This is a genomic window from Micromonospora sp. NBRC 101691 (genome assembly GCF_030269285.1).
Lineage (GTDB): Bacteria > Actinomycetota > Actinomycetes > Mycobacteriales > Micromonosporaceae > Micromonospora > Micromonospora echinospora.
Genome location: NZ_BSTB01000023.1, coordinates 43,518 through 62,425, shown reverse-complemented (window position 1 = coordinate 62,425; position 18,908 = coordinate 43,518). Strand labels below are relative to the sequence as shown.

The 18,908-nt window shown below is 73.6% G+C and carries 17 protein-coding genes and 1 riboswitch; of the genes, 10 read left to right on the top strand and 7 right to left on the bottom strand.

The features are described from left to right. Positions 1–10 precede the first annotated feature (10 nt). The gene (locus QSK20_RS27555) at positions 11–418 is read right to left on the bottom strand and encodes a hypothetical protein (RefSeq protein WP_285791526.1); all 408 of its coding nucleotides are present in this window, start codon (positions 416–418) and stop codon (positions 11–13) included. Then, positions 415–861 carry a hypothetical protein gene (locus QSK20_RS27550; protein WP_285791525.1) on the bottom strand — a complete coding sequence of 149 codons (447 nt, stop codon included), beginning with the start codon at positions 859–861 and terminating at the stop codon, positions 415–417. The genes QSK20_RS27555 and QSK20_RS27550 overlap by 4 nt, the downstream gene beginning before the upstream one ends. A gap of 168 nt (positions 862–1,029) precedes the next feature. Between QSK20_RS27550 and QSK20_RS27545 the strand changes: the two genes are divergently transcribed. The 3 genes from QSK20_RS27545 to QSK20_RS27535 all read left to right on the top strand — a co-directional run bounded on the left by QSK20_RS27545 (position 1,030) and on the right by QSK20_RS27535 (position 6,349). Beyond that, a complete protein-coding gene (locus QSK20_RS27545; protein ID WP_285791524.1) occupies positions 1,030–4,221 on the top strand; it encodes a UvrD-helicase domain-containing protein in 3,192 nt (1,063 codons plus the stop codon). 158 nt (positions 4,222–4,379) lie between these two features. Next, positions 4,380–4,946, top strand: coding sequence for an LppU/SCO3897 family protein (locus QSK20_RS27540; protein ID WP_285791523.1), 567 nt, complete (start codon positions 4,380–4,382; stop codon positions 4,944–4,946). Positions 4,947–5,107: 161 nt separating this feature from the next. After that, positions 5,108–6,349 (top strand): ATP-binding protein, encoded by a 1,242-nt coding sequence (locus tag QSK20_RS27535; RefSeq protein WP_285791522.1) that lies wholly within the window; start codon positions 5,108–5,110, stop codon positions 6,347–6,349. 99 nt (positions 6,350–6,448) lie between these two features. Here the strand turns inward: QSK20_RS27535 and QSK20_RS27530 are convergent, their stop codons facing one another. Further along, positions 6,449–6,997, bottom strand: a complete 549-nt coding sequence (locus QSK20_RS27530; RefSeq protein ID WP_285791521.1) for a GNAT family N-acetyltransferase — start codon at positions 6,995–6,997, stop codon at positions 6,449–6,451. A 145-nt stretch (positions 6,998–7,142) separates the two neighbouring features. Here QSK20_RS27530 and QSK20_RS27525 point away from each other — a divergent pair, with 145 nt between their 5' ends. After that, positions 7,143–7,688 carry a DoxX family protein gene (locus tag QSK20_RS27525; protein WP_285791520.1) on the top strand — a complete coding sequence of 182 codons (546 nt, stop codon included), beginning with the start codon at positions 7,143–7,145 and terminating at the stop codon, positions 7,686–7,688. Between the two features lie 261 nt (positions 7,689–7,949). Next, positions 7,950–9,389, top strand: a complete 1,440-nt coding sequence (locus tag QSK20_RS27520; RefSeq protein WP_285791519.1) for a glycosyltransferase 87 family protein — start codon at positions 7,950–7,952, stop codon at positions 9,387–9,389. A 54-nt stretch (positions 9,390–9,443) separates the two neighbouring features. Here the strand turns inward: QSK20_RS27520 and QSK20_RS27515 are convergent, their stop codons facing one another. The 4 genes from QSK20_RS27515 to moaC all read right to left on the bottom strand — a co-directional run bounded on the left by QSK20_RS27515 (position 9,444) and on the right by moaC (position 12,242). Beyond that, positions 9,444–9,887, bottom strand: coding sequence for a molybdenum cofactor biosynthesis protein MoaE (locus QSK20_RS27515; RefSeq protein WP_285791518.1), 444 nt, complete (start codon positions 9,885–9,887; stop codon positions 9,444–9,446). Beyond that, a complete protein-coding gene (locus QSK20_RS27510; RefSeq protein WP_285791582.1) occupies positions 9,884–11,140 on the bottom strand; it encodes a molybdopterin molybdotransferase MoeA in 1,257 nt (418 codons plus the stop codon). The genes QSK20_RS27515 and QSK20_RS27510 overlap by 4 nt, the downstream gene beginning before the upstream one ends. A 143-nt stretch (positions 11,141–11,283) precedes the next feature. Then, positions 11,284–11,754 carry a MogA/MoaB family molybdenum cofactor biosynthesis protein gene (locus tag QSK20_RS27505; RefSeq protein ID WP_285791517.1) on the bottom strand — a complete coding sequence of 157 codons (471 nt, stop codon included), beginning with the start codon at positions 11,752–11,754 and terminating at the stop codon, positions 11,284–11,286. After that, positions 11,751–12,242 (bottom strand): cyclic pyranopterin monophosphate synthase MoaC, encoded by a 492-nt coding sequence (gene moaC / locus QSK20_RS27500; protein WP_285791516.1) that lies wholly within the window; start codon positions 12,240–12,242, stop codon positions 11,751–11,753. Before moaC ends, QSK20_RS27505 begins: the two co-directional genes overlap by 4 nt. Positions 12,243–12,923: 681 nt before the next feature. Between moaC and QSK20_RS27495 the strand changes: the two genes are divergently transcribed. The 5 genes from QSK20_RS27495 to QSK20_RS27475 all read left to right on the top strand — a co-directional run bounded on the left by QSK20_RS27495 (position 12,924) and on the right by QSK20_RS27475 (position 18,762). Next, positions 12,924–15,428 carry a putative bifunctional diguanylate cyclase/phosphodiesterase gene (locus QSK20_RS27495; protein ID WP_285791515.1) on the top strand — a complete coding sequence of 835 codons (2,505 nt, stop codon included), beginning with the start codon at positions 12,924–12,926 and terminating at the stop codon, positions 15,426–15,428. Next, positions 15,425–16,801, top strand: a complete 1,377-nt coding sequence (locus QSK20_RS27490) for a glycosyltransferase 87 family protein (RefSeq protein WP_502889043.1) — start codon at positions 15,425–15,427, stop codon at positions 16,799–16,801. Before QSK20_RS27495 ends, QSK20_RS27490 begins: the two co-directional genes overlap by 4 nt. Positions 16,802–16,810: 9 nt before the next feature. Further along, positions 16,811–17,449 carry a phosphoribosyltransferase gene (locus QSK20_RS27485; RefSeq protein WP_285791514.1) on the top strand — a complete coding sequence of 213 codons (639 nt, stop codon included), beginning with the start codon at positions 16,811–16,813 and terminating at the stop codon, positions 17,447–17,449. Positions 17,450–17,466: 17 nt separating this feature from the next. Next, a complete protein-coding gene (locus QSK20_RS27480) occupies positions 17,467–17,886 on the top strand; it encodes a TFIIB-type zinc ribbon-containing protein (RefSeq protein WP_285791513.1) in 420 nt (139 codons plus the stop codon). A 198-nt stretch (positions 17,887–18,084) separates the two neighbouring features. Next, positions 18,085–18,762, top strand: a complete 678-nt coding sequence (locus QSK20_RS27475; protein ID WP_285791512.1) for a maleylpyruvate isomerase N-terminal domain-containing protein — start codon at positions 18,085–18,087, stop codon at positions 18,760–18,762. Positions 18,763–18,809: 47 nt separating this feature from the next. After that, positions 18,810–18,894: riboswitch (ZMP/ZTP riboswitch) on the top strand. The last annotated feature ends 14 nt before the right edge of the window (positions 18,895–18,908 follow it).

Sequence of the window (18,908 nt, the reverse complement as noted above, 5' to 3'; positions counted from 1 at the left end):
TGGGGTTCGGCTACGGCGGTGGCCGGTAGCTGCGGCTGACGATGGTGCGGACCTTGCGCAGGGTCGCCTCGGGGTCGTTGATCGCTTCCCGCCACCGCTCGACCAGGGCCTGGAGTTCACACACCCGGGCGCTGAGCTGGGCGATCGTCCGCTGCGCCGACGCCAGCTCGGCCCGGGACTCCACCATCTCCCGCTCCAGTTCCACCAGACGCGCCCGCAGCGGCTGCACCAGCGTCAGGGCGGCGTCGGTGAGCGTGTCCGCCGCGTCCGCCTTGAACTTGCCCCGCTGGAAGAGGACCGCGACGATGGCGCCCACACCGCCGAGGCCACCCGCGACGCCGAGCACGGAGAGCAGCACCTGAACCCACTGGGGAGCGCTCGGAACACTCGCGGCCGGCCCCTCGGTCGGCGTTCTCACGGTGTACGCCCGAACGGTGACTCGTGCTCCACCTCCCGGCCGTTCTCCGACAGCCGACGCAGCACGAGCACGATCTCCACGGAACGCCAGACCGAGCCGACGGCGACCGCGGCGATGAACGACGTGGCGGGGATCGCCTGTCGCCCCGCCGTGGCGGAGAGGGCAAGCACGTACATGCCGGTCACCGTGGCGAGGACCAGGACGGCGGCCAGCTCGATTCCGAGCCGGGTGACGCTCCGCCCCGGCCAGAGGATGCCCAGCAGCCCGGTGAGACCCGCGGCCACCAGGCCGAACTGCCAGCCCGTCCGGACCAGGTCCGGCATCGCCTGCTCCACCGAGGGAGGCCGGACGTCCAGCGCGATCATCAGCGCGCCACACACCGGCGCCACCACGATGACCACCGTCTCGAAGGGACGGTTGCGTGTCTGATCGAGGATTCTCATCGCCCGTTCCTCTGCCTGAGAGCGTCATGACACCAGGTGGGCCGTCACCCTGGCGTCACGTCCCGGCGGTCGGGCGACGATGGGACGCCGGAGCGTCACGGGGATTACCCACGTCACCGCCGCGCGTGGCGGGGAGCGGGCCTCCGGCCGGGCGTGACAGGATGCGGCGTGTCTCCGTTCAGCGCCGTACCCTCCGGTGGCCCCTCGCCGTTCGTCGCGGACCTGCACATCCACTCGAAGTACTCGCGGGCGTGCAGCCGCGACCTGACGTTGCCGAACCTGGGCTGGTGGGCCCGGCGTAAGGGCATCGGCGTGCTCGGCACCGGCGACTTCACCCACCCCGCCTGGTACGACCACCTGCGGGAGACCCTGCACCCGGCCGAGCCCGGCCTGTACCGGCTCGGCCCGGAGGCCGAGCGGGACATCGCCCGTCGGCTCCCGCCCCGGCTGGCCGACGCGGCCGAGGCGGACCCGGTCCGGTTCATGCTCAGCGTGGAGATCTCCACGATCTACAAGCGGGGCGACCGGACGCGCAAGGTGCACCATTTGATCTACCTGCCCGACCTGGACGCGGTCGAGCGGTTCAACACCACGCTCGGGCGGATCGGCAACATCGGCTCGGACGGCCGTCCCATCCTCGGGCTGGACTCGCGCGACCTCCTGGAGATCACCCTGGAGGCGAGCCCGGACGGCTACCTCGTCCCGGCGCACATCTGGACGCCGTGGTTCTCGGCGCTCGGCTCGAAGTCCGGGTTCGACGCGATCGCCGACTGCTACGCCGACCTGGCCGACCACATCTTCGCGGTGGAGACCGGGCTCTCCTCCGACCCGGCGATGAACTGGCGGGTGGCGAGCCTCGACGCGTACCGGCTGGTGTCCAACTCGGACGCGCACTCGCCGCCCGCGCTGGCCCGCGAGGCGACGGTCTTCGCCACCGGACGGGACTACTTCGCCATCCGCGACGCGCTGCGGACCGGCGACGGGCTGGCCGGGACGATCGAGTTCTTCCCGGAGGAGGGGAAGTACCACGCCGACGGGCACCGGGTCTGCGGGGTGAACTGGTCGCCCGAGCAGACCCGGGCGGCCGCCGGGCGCTGCCCGGAGTGCGGCAAGCCGCTCACCGTGGGCGTGCTCAGCCGGGTCGAGGAGCTGGCGAACCGGCCGGACGGGCACCGCCCGGAGCGGGCCCGCGACGTCACCCACCTGGTGCCGCTCGCCGAGATCCTGGGCGAGATCAACAAGGTCGGTCCCCGGTCGAAGAAGGTCGAGGGAAAACTCAACGACCTGGTCGCCGCGCTCGGCCCGGAGTTGGAGATCCTGACCACCACCCCGCTCGACGAGCTCCAGCGGGTCGGCGGGGAACTGCTCGCCGAGGGGATCAGCCGACTCCGGCGGGGCGAGGTGCGCCGGGTGCCGGGCTTCGACGGCGAGTACGGCGTGATCACCCTCTTCGACCCCGCCGAGCTGGGTTCGGGCGGCGGTTCGGCCGGGCAGGAGACGCTGTTCGACGTACCCGTGCCCAGGCAGCGGGCGCCGAAGAAGGAGCCGGCGAAAGTCAAGGCCCCGGTGGCGGCCGAACCGAAACGGCGGCCGGCCCGCGAGACTCCGCCGCCCGCGCCGCCGATCGCGCCCGTACCCTCGCCGCACGAGCCGTTCGAGCCGATGCTCGCCGGGATGGAGGAGGTCGGCACCGGCCTGCTGGACCGGCTGGACGCGATGCAGCGGGTGGCCGCCTCCGCGCCCGGTGGGCCGCTGCTGATCGTCGCCGGTCCGGGCACCGGGAAGACCCGGACGCTGACCCACCGGATCGCCTATCTCTGTGCCGAGCTGAACGTCTTCCCGGAGACCTGCCTGGCGATCACCTTCACCCGGCGGGCCGCCGAGGAGCTGCGGCACCGCCTCGACGGGCTGCTCGGACCGGTCGCCGAGGACGTCACCGTCGGCACCTTCCACTCGCTCGGGCTGGCCATCCTGCGGGAGAACGCCGAGGCGGCCGGGCTGCCGCCGGACTTCCGGATCGCCGACGACACGGACCGGACGGCGGCCCGTGCCGAGGCTGGTGAGGACGAGTCCGCCTACACCGACCTGCTGCGCAAACAGCACCTCGTCGACCTGGACGAGCTGCTCACCCTCCCGGTCGAGCTGCTGCGCGGCGACCGGAAGCTGGTGCAGCGGTACCGGGAGCGGTGGCGGTGGATCTTCGTCGACGAGTACCAGGACGTCGACGCCGTCCAGTACGACCTGCTGCGGCTGCTCAGCCCGGCGGACGGCAACCTCTGCGCGATCGGTGACCCGGACCAGGCGATCTACTCGTTCCGGGGTGCGGACGTCGGCTACTTCCTCCGGTTCTCGCAGGACTTCACCGACGCCCGGCTGGTCCGGCTGAACCGCAACTACCGCTCGTCGGCACCGATCCTGGCCGCCGCGGTGCAGGCCATCGCGCCGTCCTCGCTGGTCCGGGGCCGCCGGCTGGACCCGGCCCGACTCGACCCGGAGGCGCCGCTGGTCGGCCGCTACCCGGCGGCCTCGGTCGCCGACGAGGCCGACTTCGTGGTGCGCACCATCGACGATCTGGTCGGCGGCCTCTCCCACCGGTCGCTGGACTCCGGACGCATCGACGGGCGGGGGTCGAACGTCTCGTTCTCCGACATCGCCGTGCTGTACCGCACCGACGCCCAGGCGGCCCCGATCCTGGACGCCCTGACCCGGGCGAACATCCCGGTGCAGAAGCGCTCGCACGACCGGCTGCGGGACCGCCCCGGCGTGTCGGCCATCGCCCGCGAGCTGCGGCACGCCGACGGGCTCGACGGTGGTCTGCCGGCCCGGGTCCGCCTGGTCGGGCAGGTTCTCGCCGACCGGTTCGCCACGCCCACCCTGGACTCCACCGGCTCGGTCCGCCCCGAGGACGTCCGCACGGCGGTGGACCTGCTCACCCCGCTGGCCCGACGCTGCGGCGACGACCTGCCGCTGTTCCTCTCGCAGCTCGCCACCGGAGCGGAGGTCGACGCGCTGGACCCGCGCGCCGAGGCGGTCACCCTGCTCACCCTGCACGCCGCGAAGGGCCTGGAGTTCCCGGTGGTCTTCCTGGTCGGCTGCGAGGACGGACTGCTGCCGCTGCGCTGGCCCGGCTCGACGCCGGACGAGGACGACATCGCCGAGGAACGGCGGCTGTTCTTCGTCGGGCTGACCCGTGCCCAGGACCGGCTCTACGTCAGCCACGCGGCACGGCGGACCCGGCACGGGTCGGAACGGGACTGCCGCCCGTCGCCCTTCCTCGACGTGATCGATCCGGGCCTCTTCGAGCGCCTCGGCGGCGAGGAGCCGGCCCGGCCGAAGAACCGTCAGCTCCGTCTGATGTGACCGGCCACCTCCCGGTCGCGGTGCCCTGCGGGGCGGCACCCCACCGCAGGTGACGGCATGCGTGGGGCATGAGCGGAGCGGGTCGGTCACGCTACGGTGACCAGGGCGGGCGTCCCCGTGGTGTCCGGCCGCCGACCACTCGTGCCCAGGAGGCGAGCATGGCGAACTACGGACCACCGGGTGCGAACCGCCCGGAGCCGTGGCACGAACCGCCGGACGAGTACCCGTGGCACGGCTACCGGCCGGAGCGGTTTCCCCCGGAGCCGGCGGAACGGCCCAGGCCCGGCGGGCGGGGCCGCACGGTCGCGGTGGTCGCCGTGCTGGCGCTGCTGCTGCTCGGCGGCGGTGCGGCCCTGTTCCACGTCGCGCTTGTCGACGAGACCGAACCGCCGGTCACCGCGCCGCCCTCGGCCACCCCGTCCGGTCAGCCGGGCGGGGTCGACGCCTCACCGAACGCCCTGGCGCCCGAGTCGTCGGCGGACCCGCGCTTCGCGAAGGAGGGGCAGTGCGTCCGCAACGACGCCCCGGCCGGCGGCCGGCCGAAGTTGCTGGTCACCGGGTGCGCGCCGAAGACCTACGAGGTGCTGCGACGGTTCGACGAGGCGACCAGCGGTGAGAGGGACGCCGAGGCGAAGTGCGCCGACGTCGACGGGTACACCGACTGGTACTTCTACAACAGCGAGTTGGACACCCTCGACTTCGTGCTCTGCCTGAGACTGCGCTGACCCGCACCGGGCCGGAGCCGCTAACCGAATCTAGGGCTGTCTAGCCTGGACGCCAGAATCCCCTAGACTCCGCTCGATCCTTCTCGTCCGGCGAGACACGCCGATGCCGTCCTCTACGTATGTCTAGCTGCGGCGCTAGACGGCCCGATACGGTGCGAGACGTGGATCCGGTCCGCAACCCGTACGCCCCGGGCGCCGGGCAGCGTCCCCCCGAGCTGGCCGGCCGGGGGCGGGAGCTGGACGTCTTCGACATCGTGCTGGAGCGGATCGCCCGGGGCCGCCCGGAGCGCAGCCTGATGCTCACCGGCCTGCGCGGGGTGGGCAAGACGGTGCTGCTCAACACGTTGCGGTCCCAGGCCATCGGCCGGCTCTGGGGCACCGGCAAGATCGAGGCACGGCCGGACCAGTCACTGCGCCGGCCGGTGGCGGCGGCCCTGCACATGGCGGTCCGGGAACTCGCGCCCCGGCACCGCGCTCCCGAACGGATCGACGCCTTCCTCGGCGTGCTCAAGGCGTTCGCCCAGCGTGGTGCGTCCACGGTGGGTGGGCGGGCCGGCGCGCCACGGCTGCGGGACCGCTGGCAGCCGGGGATCGACGTGCCGGCCAGCAGCGGTCGGGCCGACTCCGGGGACATCGAGATCGACCTGGTGGAGCTGCTCACCGACGCGGCGAGCGTGGCCGCCGACGTCGGCACCGGCATCGCGGTCTTCATCGACGAGATGCAGGACGTCGGCCCGGAGGACGTCAGCGCGCTCTGCGCCGCCTGCCACGAGTTGTCCCAACTCGGCGCGCCGCTGATCGTGGTCGGTGCCGGGCTGCCGCACCTGCCGGCGGTGCTCAGCGCGGCCAAGTCCTACTCCGAGCGGCTCTACCGCTACCAGCGCATCGACCGGCTCGACCGGATCGCTGCCGACCAGGCCCTCTGCGCACCGGCCGCCCGGGAGGAGGTCGAGTACGAGCCGAAGGCGCTGGACCTGCTCTACGAGTCCTCCGGCGGCTACCCGTACTTCGTGCAGGCGTACGGGAAGGCCACCTGGGACCACGCGCCCCGCTCGCCGATCACCGCCGCCGACGTCCGGGTGGCCGCGCCCGAGGCCGAGGCGGAGCTGGCGGTGGGCTTCTTCGGGTCCCGGTTCGAGCGGGCCACCCCGGCCGAGCGGGAGTACATGCGGGCGATGGCGACCCTGTCCCGGGTCGACGGCGACCCCGGGGAGAGCCGGGACGACATGGACGCGGCGGTGCCGACCGCCGAGATCGCCCGGGCGCTGGAGCGGAAGCCGGCGAGTCTCTCCCCGGCCCGGGACGCGCTGATCAAGAAGGGGTTGATCTACTCCGGGGAGCGCGGCACGGTGGCGTTCACCGTCCCGCACTTCGGCCGTTACCTGCGGACCCAGCCGGGCTGACCGGCCAGCGGGGCGTCGTCGGCGATCCGGTCCGGGCGACGCCTCGCCCGGACCCGCTGCCGCACCTGCGGGCTCGCCGACTCCGCATGCTGCCGCGACTCAGACGCGGGACCAGGGGGGCGGGAAGACCACCTCGCCCCGGGGCACCCCGACCTCACCGCCGAAGGTCGGCGGCAGCACCAGTGCCTGCCACGGCTCGCCCAGGCCGGACCAGGGGCTGGAGAGTCCCATCCGGTCCGCCCGGTCGAACCCGAACCGCCGGTAGTACGCCGGGTCACCGAGCACCACGACCAGCCGCTCGCCGAGTTCCGTGGCCGCCTCCAGGGCGGCCTGCACCACGGAGGCACCGAGGCCGATCCGCTGCCGGTGCGGCGCGACCGCCACCGGTCCGAGCGCCAGGGCCGGGAAGGGGCCGGGGTCGACGCGGACCCGGGTCAGCAGGGCGTAGCCGACCACCTCGCCGCCGTACTCGGCGACCATGGCCAGTTCCGGGATCCAGGCGTCGCTGCCGCGCAGCTCGTCGACCAGCCCCACCTCGGGCGGGACCGGCACGTCAGGGCGGGCGAAGGCCTGCGCGAGCACCCGGCGGAGCGGGTCGGCGTCGGCAGGTCCCTCGGGTCGCAGCCGCAGCGTGGTCACCCCGGGCACGTTACCGTCCCGCCAGGTCCACCCGGGACGGACTCGCCGGCCGCCCCGGACCGCGACGGCGGGGCCCGACACACCAGGGACGGAACTCGCGGGCAGATCGACGGTTGCAGCCATGATCCTGGCCGCCACGGGGTATGACTGAGCCATGAAACCCGTACGCTCCCTCGCCCGTGCTCTGCTGAGCGGCATCTTCCTGGCCAGCGGGGTCCAGCAGCTGCGCAACCCGGCGCAGTTCACCGCGCAGGCCAAGCCGGTCACCGACCGGGTCACCCCCCTGCTCGAACAGGCTGGCGGGGCCCTGCCCAGCGACGCCGAGACGCTGGTCCGGGCCAACGGCGCGGCGCAGGTGGCCGGCGGTCTGATGCTCGCCACCGGGCACTTCACCCGGCCCGCCGCGCTGCTGCTGGCCGGCTCGCTGGTGCCGACCACGCTCGCCGGTCATCCCTTCTGGACCGACGAGGACCCGGCCACGCGCAAGAACCACCAGGTGCACTTCCTGAAGAACCTCGGGTTGCTCGGCGGCCTGCTGCTCGCCGCGGCGGACACCCAGGGCCGGCCGAGTCTGCGCTGGCGTGCCGGGCACCGGATCGGCCATTCCCGACGCTCGGTACAGCGCGCGGTCCGGACCGCGCGCCGGGAGACCCGGCTGGCGGTACGGACCGCGGCGGCAGCCCGGCGGCTCCCCGGCTGACCGGTCGCCCCACCCCGACACACGCCCCGTCGACAGCCCGGCTGACCTGGCCGGGCACTCCCCCGTCCAAGGGCCGCACCCCCGCTAAGGCCGCTAATCACCTGAACCCCCCGCGAGGCGTTAACGCGGTGGAAATGTCAAAAACTGGTGTGGGATCGGACACGGTCGCATAACGCGGGAGGCATCAACGTGAGGCACCGTTCTAGGCTCCGTGCGGGACCTGGACGGACAGGACGAAGTTGGTACGGGGGTGGCCACACCATGCCGGCGACCGTCGGGAGACGGGCGGACCGACTCGCCCCCGTGCGCCGTGCAGCCCGCGGGTTCGACCGCCGTACGGCCGTCCGGCTGGGGATCGTGGCTGCCGCGGTCTACGCCGCCTGGATCGCCATCGGCGAGTTCGGCCGGCCGTACAACTTCTTCGACATGAAGATCTACCACGGCGCGATGGTCTGGTGGGCCAGCGGCAACGAGCTGTACGACTTCATCGCCCCCGACACCACCCTGGGTTTCACCTACCCGCCCTTCGGCGGGCTGGTCATGCTGCCCATGGCACACCTGCCGGTCGGGGTCGCCGGCTGGCTCAACGCGCTCGGGAGCACCGCCGCGCTGGCGGTCGTCCTGGCCGGGCTGCTCCGGCCGGTCGTCGACCGGATCGGACAGCCGTTGTGGTTCACGGTCGCGGTCGCGGTGCCGCTCGCGGTCGCCATCGAGCCGGTCCGCGAGACGCTCGGCTACGGCCAGGTCAACCTGCTGCTCTTCGCGCTGGTCATGGCCGACCTGATCGGCCTGCGGTGGCGGTCCCGGCGGGGCACCCGGTACCGCCGGGACGACGGCCCGCTGCGCCGGTTCGTGTTCAGCGGCGTCTGGGCCGGCGCGGGGATCGGGCTGGCCACCTCGATCAAGCTCACCCCGGCGCTGTTCATCGTGTACCTGCTGATCACCCGGCAGTGGCGGGCGGCGGCGACCGCGGTCGGCACCGCGATCGGTGTCACGCTGGGCATGTTCACGTTGGCCGGCACGGAGTCCCGGGCGTACTTCACCCGGGTGCTCTGGCAGACCGAGCGGGTCGGCGCGGCCGACATGACCCCCAACCAGTCCCTCGCCGGGTTGTTGGCCCGGCTCTACGACTCGATCGAGACGCCCGGACTGCTCTGGTTGGCGTTCGCGGTGCTGATGCTCGCGCTCGGTCTCTCCCGGGCGGCCAACGCCCGCGCCGACGGCGACGAGCTGACCGCGTTCACCCTGGTCGGGCTCACCACCAACGTGATCAGTCCGATCTCCTGGACGCACCACCTGGTCTGGGTGATCCCGGCGATCGTGGTGCTCGCCGACGCCGCGCTACGGCGGCGTGAGGCGAGCCGGGGGCCGATGCAGCGCTCCGGAGCGGCGTCGTACGGCGGCCCACCCGGGGTCAACGGCCTCCGCCCGCCGATCTGGTACCCGACCATGACCGGGTTCCGGCACGCGGCTGCCGCCGTCCTGCTCTACCTGCTCTTCCTGGTCTCGCCGATCTGGCCGTACGAGCACCAGCTTCCCGAGGTGTCGCACTACGCCGACGGCCTGTTCGGCGCGCTGATGGAGAACTCGCTGGCGCTGGCGCTGATCGTGCTGGTGGCGGCCCTGCCGTGGCGGCCCGGCGCCGAGCCGGCCTTCTACGCCGACCGGCTGGGCCGACCCGACCTGGTCGCCCGCCGCTGACCGTCGCCCGCGCCTGCGTCAGCCGTCAGCCGTCGGCCGGCACCGGTCGTCCGGTCAGGGGCAGTTGACCCACTCCTCGGTGCCGTCGGCGAAGACCTGCCGTTTCCAGATCGGCAGCCGCGCCTTCACCTCGTCGACCAGACGGGCGCAGGCAGCGAAGGCCGCCGCCCGGTGGGCCGTGCTGACCGTCGCCACCAGGGCCGCGTCGCCGATCTCCAGCGGACCGATCCGGTGCGACACGGCGAGCGCGTACACGTCCGGGTCGGCGGCCACCTCGGCGGCCACCGCACGGAGCACCTCGGCGGCGCTGGGGTGCCCCTCGTACTCCAGCGTGTGCACCGACCGGCCGTGGTCGTGGTCGCGGACCACCCCCTGGAAGGTGACGACCGCACCGGCCCGGCGGTCGCCGACCGCCGCCTCGTGGGCGGCGACGTCCAGCGGCGCGGTGGTGACCTCGGCGATCACCACCGTGTGGTCGGTGGTCGGGTGGACGGTCACGACGCACGCTCCCCGGGCAGCAGCGGCAACGGCACGACCGGTACCCGTGCCCCGGCCTCCCCGGTGGTGTCCGGTCGGATCACCGCGAACCCGTCGGCACCGGCCAGTCCGCGCAGCATGGCGGAGCCGACGTGACGGACCGGGTGGGCGGTGCCGGACGCGGCGTCCAGCCGGACCAGGGCCAGGTGGGTGTAGGAGCCCCGGCCCCGGACCGGCTCGGCCAGGGTGGCGTACGGCAGCGCCGGCATCGACCGGCCCTGGAGTCCGGCGAGCAGCGGAGCGACCAGTGAGACCAGCGCGACGATCGCCGACTGCGGGTTGCCGGGCAGCCCGGCGACGAAGCGGGCCCGTCCGTCGTCGCCGACCAGCCGGGCCAGCAGCATCGGGAAGCCGGGCCGGACCGCCACGGTGTTGACGACGTAGTCGGCACCGAGGGCCTGGAGCGCGGGGTGCAGGTGGTCGACCGGCCCGTGCATCGTCCCGCCCGTGGTGCAGACCAGGTCCGCCCCGGTCAGGGCGGCGCGCAGGGCGGCCACGTGGGCCGGGAGCGTGTCGGCGACCGGGCCGACGACGTCGGTGGGACGCACCTGGCAGCCGTACCGCCGCAGCCAGGCCGGCACCGCCGGGCCGAGCGCGTCGCGGACCCGGCCGGCGGCCGGCGGACCGGCGGTGAGCAGTTCGTCCCCGAAGACGAGCAGCGCGGCCCGGGGTGGCCGGCGGACCGGCAGCGAGTCGTGGCCGCAGGAGGCGGCCAGCCCGATCACCCCCGGGTCGACCGGGGTGCCGGTGGGCAGGAGTTCCTCGCCGGCCCGCGCCTCCTCGCCCGTCGGTCGCCACTCGGGGGCGGGCCGGGGCGTGCCGCGCACCCGACCGTCGGCGGTGCGCGTGGACTCCTCGATCCGCAGGATGGCGGAGGTGCCCTCGGGCACCATCGCACCGGTGGCGATCTCGACGGTCGTGCCGTCCCCGGTCAGGGGCTCCGGGGTGCTGCCGGCGAGCACCCGGCCGACGACGCGCCACGGTCCGGGGCCGCGCACCGCCCATCCGTCCACGCTGGAGGTGGGGAAGGCGGGCAGGTCGGTACGGGGCGTCAGCGGTTCGGCGAGGGTGTGCCCGTCGGCCTCGGCGAGTGGCCGGGTGACGACGGGGAGCGCGGCGGCCAGGCCGACCGCGTAGACCCGGGCGCGGGCCTCCTCCCAGCCGGCCGGCGGGGGCGCGCCACCCGGATCCCCGACGGTGTCGCTCCCGGTCAGCTCACTGCGCACGCTCACGCGGACCACCCTATCGGGGCACGGGGTGCCCGGCGTGCCTCCGCCGGCCGGCCGGTCCACCCGGGCCGTGACGCGGTGCGACCGTCGGTGGGTCGCCGCGCAGCTGGTCGAACGCGGTGCGACCGTCAGTGGTCGCCGCCGCGCAGCTGGTCGACGGTGTGGGCGAGGATCGGGCCGAGCACGGCCAGCCCGTCCCGGGCTCCGCCGGTGGAGCCGGGGAGGTTCACCACCAGCGTCCGTCCGGCCACCCCGGCGAGCCCCCGGGAGAGCACCGAGGTGGGCACGGTGGCCCGGCTGTGCGCGCGGATCGCCTCGGCGATGCCGGGGATCTCGTGGTCGAGGACCGCGCGGGTGACGTCCGGGGTCCGGTCGGTGGGGGTGACACCGGTTCCGCCGCTGGTCAGGACCACGTCCATGCCGTCGGCGACGGCGGCGCGCAGGGCCCTGCCGACCGGATCGCCGTCGGGCACCACCACCGGGTCGTCGACCACGCAGCCGAGTTCCCGGAGGCCGGCGACGAGGATCGGGCCGCTGGTGTCGGCGTACACCCCGGCGGCGGCACGGTTGGACGCCACGATCACCCGGGCCCGGATCACGGCCGGTCCTCCGGCCGCCGCCAGTCGCCGGTCTTGCCGCCCTCCTTGCGGAGGACGCGTACCGCGTCGACGGAGGCCGACGGGTCGACGGCCTTGACCATGTCGACCAGGGCGAGGCCGGCGGTGGCGACCGCGGTGAGCGCCTCCATCTCCACCCCGGTCCGGTCCGCCGTCCGCGCGGTCGCGGTGATCTCCACCGTGTCCTCGGTCAGCTCGAAGTCCACGGTCACCCCGTGCAGGGCGATCGGATGGCAGAGCGGGATCAGCTCCGGCGTGCGCTTCGCGCCCATGATGCCGGCGAGGCGACCCACGGCGAGCGCGTCGCCCTTGGGCAGACCGTCCCGCCGGAGCAATCCGATCACCTCGGTCGTGGTCCGCAGCCGGCCGGCGGCCACGGCCCGGCGGCCGGAGACCGGCTTGGCGGAGACGTCGACCATGCGGGCCGCGCCCGCCGGGTCGAGATGCGTCAGCTGCGCGGGTTCGGTCACGCCCGTGAGCCTAACCCCGTCGCGACGCCCGGAGCGGTCGCGGACTCCCCGGGCCGCCGGTGGTGGTGGAAGAGGTCACTCCCGGCGGGGTTTCCAAATGCCGGGGATCTATCCGAAGATGCACAGCAAAGGTGTCTCCGCGCCGGTGTCGCCGCGAACCCGACCACTCCACGACGACCGCGCCCCGATTACTCTCCGCTTCCCGGGCAATTCCGGAGGATCAGAGGTGACCCACAATGACCCTCATCGGCGATTCGGGGCGGCCGCCTTCTCCAGCCCTCGGTGACCGTCCGGTCACCGACCGATCCGCCGGACGGCGTCACCGACCCGCCGACCCGCCGGTGCGCATTCCACAGCGTCAAGCGACAGTTTGAATGCGGAGCGAAAGCAGATCGCCTCGCTCCGCTCAGGGCGGATGGACAGAAAGTAACAAAAGGTCGGACTCTTAACTAATGTTGCATATAGCGACATTTATCGTACCTAAGCTGCCATATCCTTGCCTAAGCTGCAGGTAGAGCAGGCAGGCACCGGCACCCTGACGGGGCCGGAAAGGCAGAAAGGGTCGGGCCATGCGTGGCAGCGAGTGGGAGTGAATTAGACCCGGGAAGCGAAGATTCCCTGCGGTACGCTGCAGAGGCCAGCGAACCCCGGGGACGAACTGTGGCTGTTCTCAGGCGACACATGAATGAGACCGATCGGCAGCTCCGACTGCTTGTCGGTCTCGTCGTCGTGGTGGCCCTGGGCGTCGAGGTGGCAGCCGTCTGCGCCGCCGTGCTCACCAGACTCCCGACCACCGCCAGTGACGTCGCGATGCTGGTGATGCTCACCCTAATGATCTTCGTCAGCGCGTCGACGAAGGCACGAATTCGTATCCGGTCGACCACGCATTCGATCAGCTGGAACGAAACGGCAATCATCATCGGTATAGCGATCGCCCCCACGCCCTGGGTGATTTTCTGCACCGGCCTCGGCGTCGCCCTCGGCTCGCGCAAGCTGCCCGCCATCAAGATGGCCTTCGGCATCGGCAAGAACGTTCTGGTCGCCGGCACCGCCGGCCTCGTCCTCGCCACGCTGGGCTGGTCCTGGCCCCCACCCGGACTCGTCGACCTCGTCGTACCGGTGGCCGTCGCCTACCTCGCCGCCGCCCTCGTGGACGACCTGCTGGCCATCCCGGTCATCGCGCTCGCCTCCCGTACCCGCGTCTCCCGGCAGTTCCGCAGCAACCTCGACCTGCGCCTCACCGGCTTCGCGGTGCGCTTCGCGGTCGCCCTCTGCACCCTGGCCATCCTCCAGGCCGACACCAGGCTGCTGCTGGCCGTGCCACCACTCGTGATCAGCCTGCACCTGGCCTACTCGCACCGCATCCAGACCCGCACCGAACAGCAGGCCTGGCAGCGACTCGCCCGCACCACCGACGCACTCAACTCGGTGGACCTCGACCGGGTGCTCACCACCGCGGTCACCCAGGCCGCCGAACTCTTCTCCGCCGACGAGGTGGAGGTCGAACTGCGCGACGGCCCCCGCAGCGTCCGCGGCAACAGCCAGACCATCACCTACGACGGCCCGGTCGGCGAGCCCACCAGCGTGGACGGTTCGGTCATCCCCATCCCGCTCGAAGGACACGACCGCACCAGCGACGTCGGCGTACTGCGCCTACGCTTCCGCGGCCCGGTACGCCTCAACGAACGCGAGCAGTACACCCTGCGGACCTTCGCCTCGGCCCTGTGCACGGCGGTCCGCAACGCCCAGGCGTACGCCGAACTGGCCCGCGCCGCCGCCGACCACGCCTACGCCGCCACCCACGACGCCCTCACCGGCCTGGCCAACCGCCGACACCTGCTCGACCAGGGCAGCGCCCAGCTCAACGGCCGCCACGCCGACGGCGTCACCGCCCTCGCGTTGATCGACCTCAACCACTTCAAGGAGATCAACGACACCCTCGGCCACGCCGCCGGAGACCGGATCCTGGTGCAGGTGGCCGCCCGGCTACGCGAGGCGACCCGGGACGACGACCTGGTGGCCCGCCTCGGCGGCGACGAGTTCGCCGTCCTCCTGCGCGGACTGCCCGCCCCGGCGATGGCCGCCCACCGCACCGAGGCCCTGCTCAGCGCCCTGCACGAACCCTTCGACCTGGACGGCATACGCATCAGCGTCGAGGCCAGCGGCGGCATCGCCACCGCCCCGGGCACCGGCGGCATGGCCGAACTGCTCCGTCGCGCCGACGTCGCCATGTACCAGGCAAAACGCAACGGCCAACGAATCGCCAGCTACACCCCCGCCCGGGACACCGCCGACCTCGGCCGACTGTCCCTCGGCGGCGACCTGCCCCGGGCCGTCGCCGACCACGAGTTCGCGGTCAACTTCCAACCGATCGTCGACCTCGCCACCGGCGAGGTGGTCGGCGCCGAGGCACTCGCCCGCTGGCACCACCCCACCAACGGCACCGTCGACCCGGCCCGCTTCCTGGAAGCCGTGGAACGCTCCGGCCTCCTCCCCGCCTTCGCCGAGACCGTCCTCGACCAGGCCCTCCTCGCCCTGGTGAGCTGGCGGGAGGCCGGATTCGACATCCCGGTCGCGGTCAACGTCTCCCCACGCAGCCTCCTCGACGCCCGCTTCCCCGGCTCCGTCCTCGCCCGGCTGCGCGCCCACGAACTCCCCCCCGACCGGCTGATGCTGGAGCTGACCGAGAACCTCACGCTCAGCCAACTCGACGTCGTCGACCGGGTCCTCGGCCGGCTCCGCGACGAGGGCGTCCGCCTCGCCCTCGACGACTTCGGCACCGGCTACTCCTCGCTCTCCCTGCTCTCCCGGATCCCGGTACACGAAATCAAGATCGACCGAACCTTCGTCACCGACATGGAGAGCTCCGCCGAGGCGACCGCCGTCATCCGCTCCACCCTCGACCTCGGACGCAGCCTCGACCTCACCGTCGTCGCCGAGGGCGTGGAGAGCGAACCGCAACGCCGCGCCCTCTGGGAACTCGGCTGCCTCGCCGGCCAGGGCCACCTCTTCGCCCGCCCGATGCCCGCCAACCGCTTCCTCGCCGCCCTGCACCGGGGCGCCGGCGGCCGACCCGGCACCCTCGCCCCACCCCTGCACGACGCCGGCGCGGTGATCCGCCTCGCCCCCGGCCGCCGACCGAACGGACGGAACCGGCCGGACCGTCTGCCACACTCTCCCGCGTGACCAGTCGGCCCGCGCCCCGCAGCAGCTCCGCACCCTCCGGGCAGCGCCCGCCCGTCCCACGCGCCCACCGGATCTGGCAGACGATCGACGGCGCGGCCGGCGGACTCCCCCTCGACCTCGGCCTCTACGCCTTCTCGGCCGCCTTCGCCGGGATCACCGCCGTCACCTCCACCCTCCCGCCCCACCGGGCCTGGGGTGCCGTCGCCGGCATCGGCTACCTCGTCGCCGCCCTGCTCGCGACCGGCCAGCTCCTCGCCCGCCGACGCCGCCCCGACAGCCCGCTGGCCGGCACCGCCGCCCGCACCGCGATCACCGCCCTGACCTGGACGACCACCGCCCTCCTCCCACTCGCGTGGCAGTCCGCGCAACGGTCGGCCGGGCGCACCGACCGGGCACAGGAGGAGGTCGTCGTCGTCGAACACTCCGGCGCACGCCTGATCCACGACGGCACCCCCTACCTCGGCCACGACGCCATCGCCGCCCTGCCGCCGGGAGAACAACTGCTCGGCTACACCCCGTACCAACCCGGCATGGCCCTCTTCGGCCTGCCCCGGGCCGCCCTCGACACCTGGTGGACCGACGCACGCGTCTGGTTCGCCCTGGCCACCGCGCTCGCCCTCGCCCTCGCCGTCCGCGCGCTGCGCAACGGCACCGGTCGCGACGGTGCCGCAGGCAACCGCACCCGCACCGACGCCGCGCTGCTCCGCGCCGTCCAGGCCGCCACCGTCCTACCGGTCTGCGCCCTCACCCTCGCCACCGGCGGCGACGACCTGCCCGTCCTCGCGCTCTGCCTGCTCGCCCTCGCCCACGCCGCCACCGGACGCCCCGGCCGCGCCGGCATCGCCGTCGGCCTCGCCGGGGCACTCAAGCTGTTCGCCTGGCCGATCGCCCTCGTCCTGCTCTTCTGGGCCGTCACCCGCCGGGCCGCAGGACGCTACGCCGTCGGCGCGTTCGGCCTGCCCGTCGCCGCCCTCCTGCCCGCCCTCCTGGTCGACCGCGACGCCCTGGTCGAGAACGTGCTCCGCTTCCCCCTCGGCCAAGGTCTCGTCACCAGCCCCGCCGCGTCCCCGTTCCCCGGCCACCTGATCGCCACCGGCCTCCCCGGCGGCCGGGCCGTCGCCACCGGCCTGCTGCTCGCCGCCGGAATCGCGATCGCCGTGCACCTGCTGCGCCGTCCGCCCCGCACCGCCGCCACCAGCGCCCTGATCTGCGGGTACGGCCTACTCGCCGCGATCGCCCTGATGCCGGCCACCCGCTTCGGATACCTGCTCTACCCGCTCGCCCTCCTGGTCTGGGCACCCGCCCTCCGACTCGCCGCACCCGACGGCTCCTCTTCCGCCGACTCCGCTGCGGGAGCGGCCGACAGGGCGTAGACCTGAGACATGACCACCTACCGCAACCGCGCCGAAGCGGGAGAGGCGATCGTCGACCAACTCGGCGGACTCACCGGCCAGCCGGACGTCGTCGTACTCGGACTCGTCCGGGGCGGCGTCCCGGTCGCCCAGGTGGTCGCCGACCGGCTCGGCGCACCCCTGGACGTCCTGGTGGTCCGCAAACTCGGCATGCCCTGGGCACCCGAGGTGGCCTTCGGCGCACTCGGCCCCGCCGACGTACGGGTCCTCAACGACGCGGTCGCCAGCCGGATCGACCCCGACGAGATCGCCCAGGTCGTCCGCCGCGAACAGGCCGAACTGGACCGCCGGGAGCAGCTCTACCGAGCCGACCGTCCACCACTGGACCTGACCGGCCGGACCGCCGTCGTCGTCGACGACGGCCTCGCCACCGGCGCCACCGCCCGCGCCGCCGTCCAGGTGGCCCGCCACCTCGGTGCCCGCCGCGTCGTGGTCGCCGTCCCGGTCGGCTCCCAGGAGGCGTACGACATGCTCGCCGCCGAAGCCGACCAGGTGGTCTGCGTGCAGACACCCCCCGACTTCGGCGCGGTCAGCCGCTACTACGACGACTTCCACGAGGTCTCGGACCAGGAAGTCACCGGAGCGCTCACCGGAGCATCCTCAGGTTGACCGGGTACGGTCGAGAGATGCAGCTCACCTGTCCCAAGTGCCGAGGAGAAATGCGCCAGTACGAGCGCAGCGGAGTCGTCGTCGACCAGTGCGGCGAGTGTCGGGGAATCTTCCTCGACCGCGGCGAACTCGAAAAGCTGTTCGAGGCGGAGGCCAACTGGAACAAGCAGAACCCGGCCGCGCCGCCGGCACCCGGCCACGCCCCGGGGCACGCCCCCGGCCAGCCGGGCGGCTACGCACCCCCGCCGCCCCCGCCGCCCGGCGCCGCACCGCACCAGCCCGGCTACGGCACCGTGCCCCCACCCCCGCCCCCGCCGCCGGGCTACCCGGCCGCGCCCGCACCCGCCTACGGCAGCCACGGCCACCAGCACCACGGCTACCACGGGCACTACCGCCGTAAGAAGCAGCACGGCTTCCTCGGCGACTTCTTCGGCTGATCCACGCGGCGCTCAGCCGCCGGCCCGGCCGGCGGCTGAGCCGCCCGACGGTCCCCGGACCGACCCACCCGGTGCTCCGTGGGCCCACCCACCCGGTGCCCGGTGAGCCGACACGAACCGTCGCGACCGGACCGGCTCCCACCGGTCCGGTCGCCCGTCACCCGGCGGAACCCCACCAGCCGTGCGACGCTCGGCACCATGACCGAGTTCCGGCAGCACGAAGCGCTCGCCGAGGCGTACACGGGCATCACCGCCATCGTCGGCGACCTCGACGACCACGACCTGCAACGACCCACCCGCTGCCGGGGCTGGCTCGTCGCCGACCTGCTCCACCACCTGCTCGCCGACGCCCAACGCGCGCTGGTCGCCCTGGCCAGCCCCACCCACGGCCCAGCCGACGTCGACGACGTCACCTACTGGCGCTCCTTCCCGGCCGGCGACGCCGACTCCGCCCGCCACGCCTGGTGGGCCCGCCGGTCCGCCGTCGCCTTCGACCGTCCCACCGGAGTCGTCCGGCTCTGGACCGAGACCGCCCCGGCCGCCGTCCGCGCGGCGACCGCCGCCGACCCGGACCAGTTGGTGGGCACCCAGGGACACGTACTCCGGGTCGCCGACCTGCTCGCCACCCTGACCACCGAGGCGGCGGTGCACCACCTCGACCTCACCGTCGACCTGCCCGACGCGCCAGGACCGGGACCGCTGGCCCGTACCGTGGCGGTGACGACGATGGACGGCCTGCTCAGCGACGACGCGGTCCGGCCCGCCGGCTGGACCGACGAGGAGCACCTACTGAAGGTGACCGGCCGGCTCCCGCTCACCCACGCCGACCGGAGCGAACTGGGCGAGGTCGCCGGCTGGTTCCCCCTACTGGGCTGAACGGAAGCCGCGCTCCCGCGCCGGCCCGGTGCCGACGACTACACTGTGGACCGGGCCGTTACTGGCGTTGAGGTGGAGCACCACCGGGGAGCGGCCCGACGACCGTCGATGCCGTACGCCTGGGCGCCCCTTCCACAAGGCTCAGG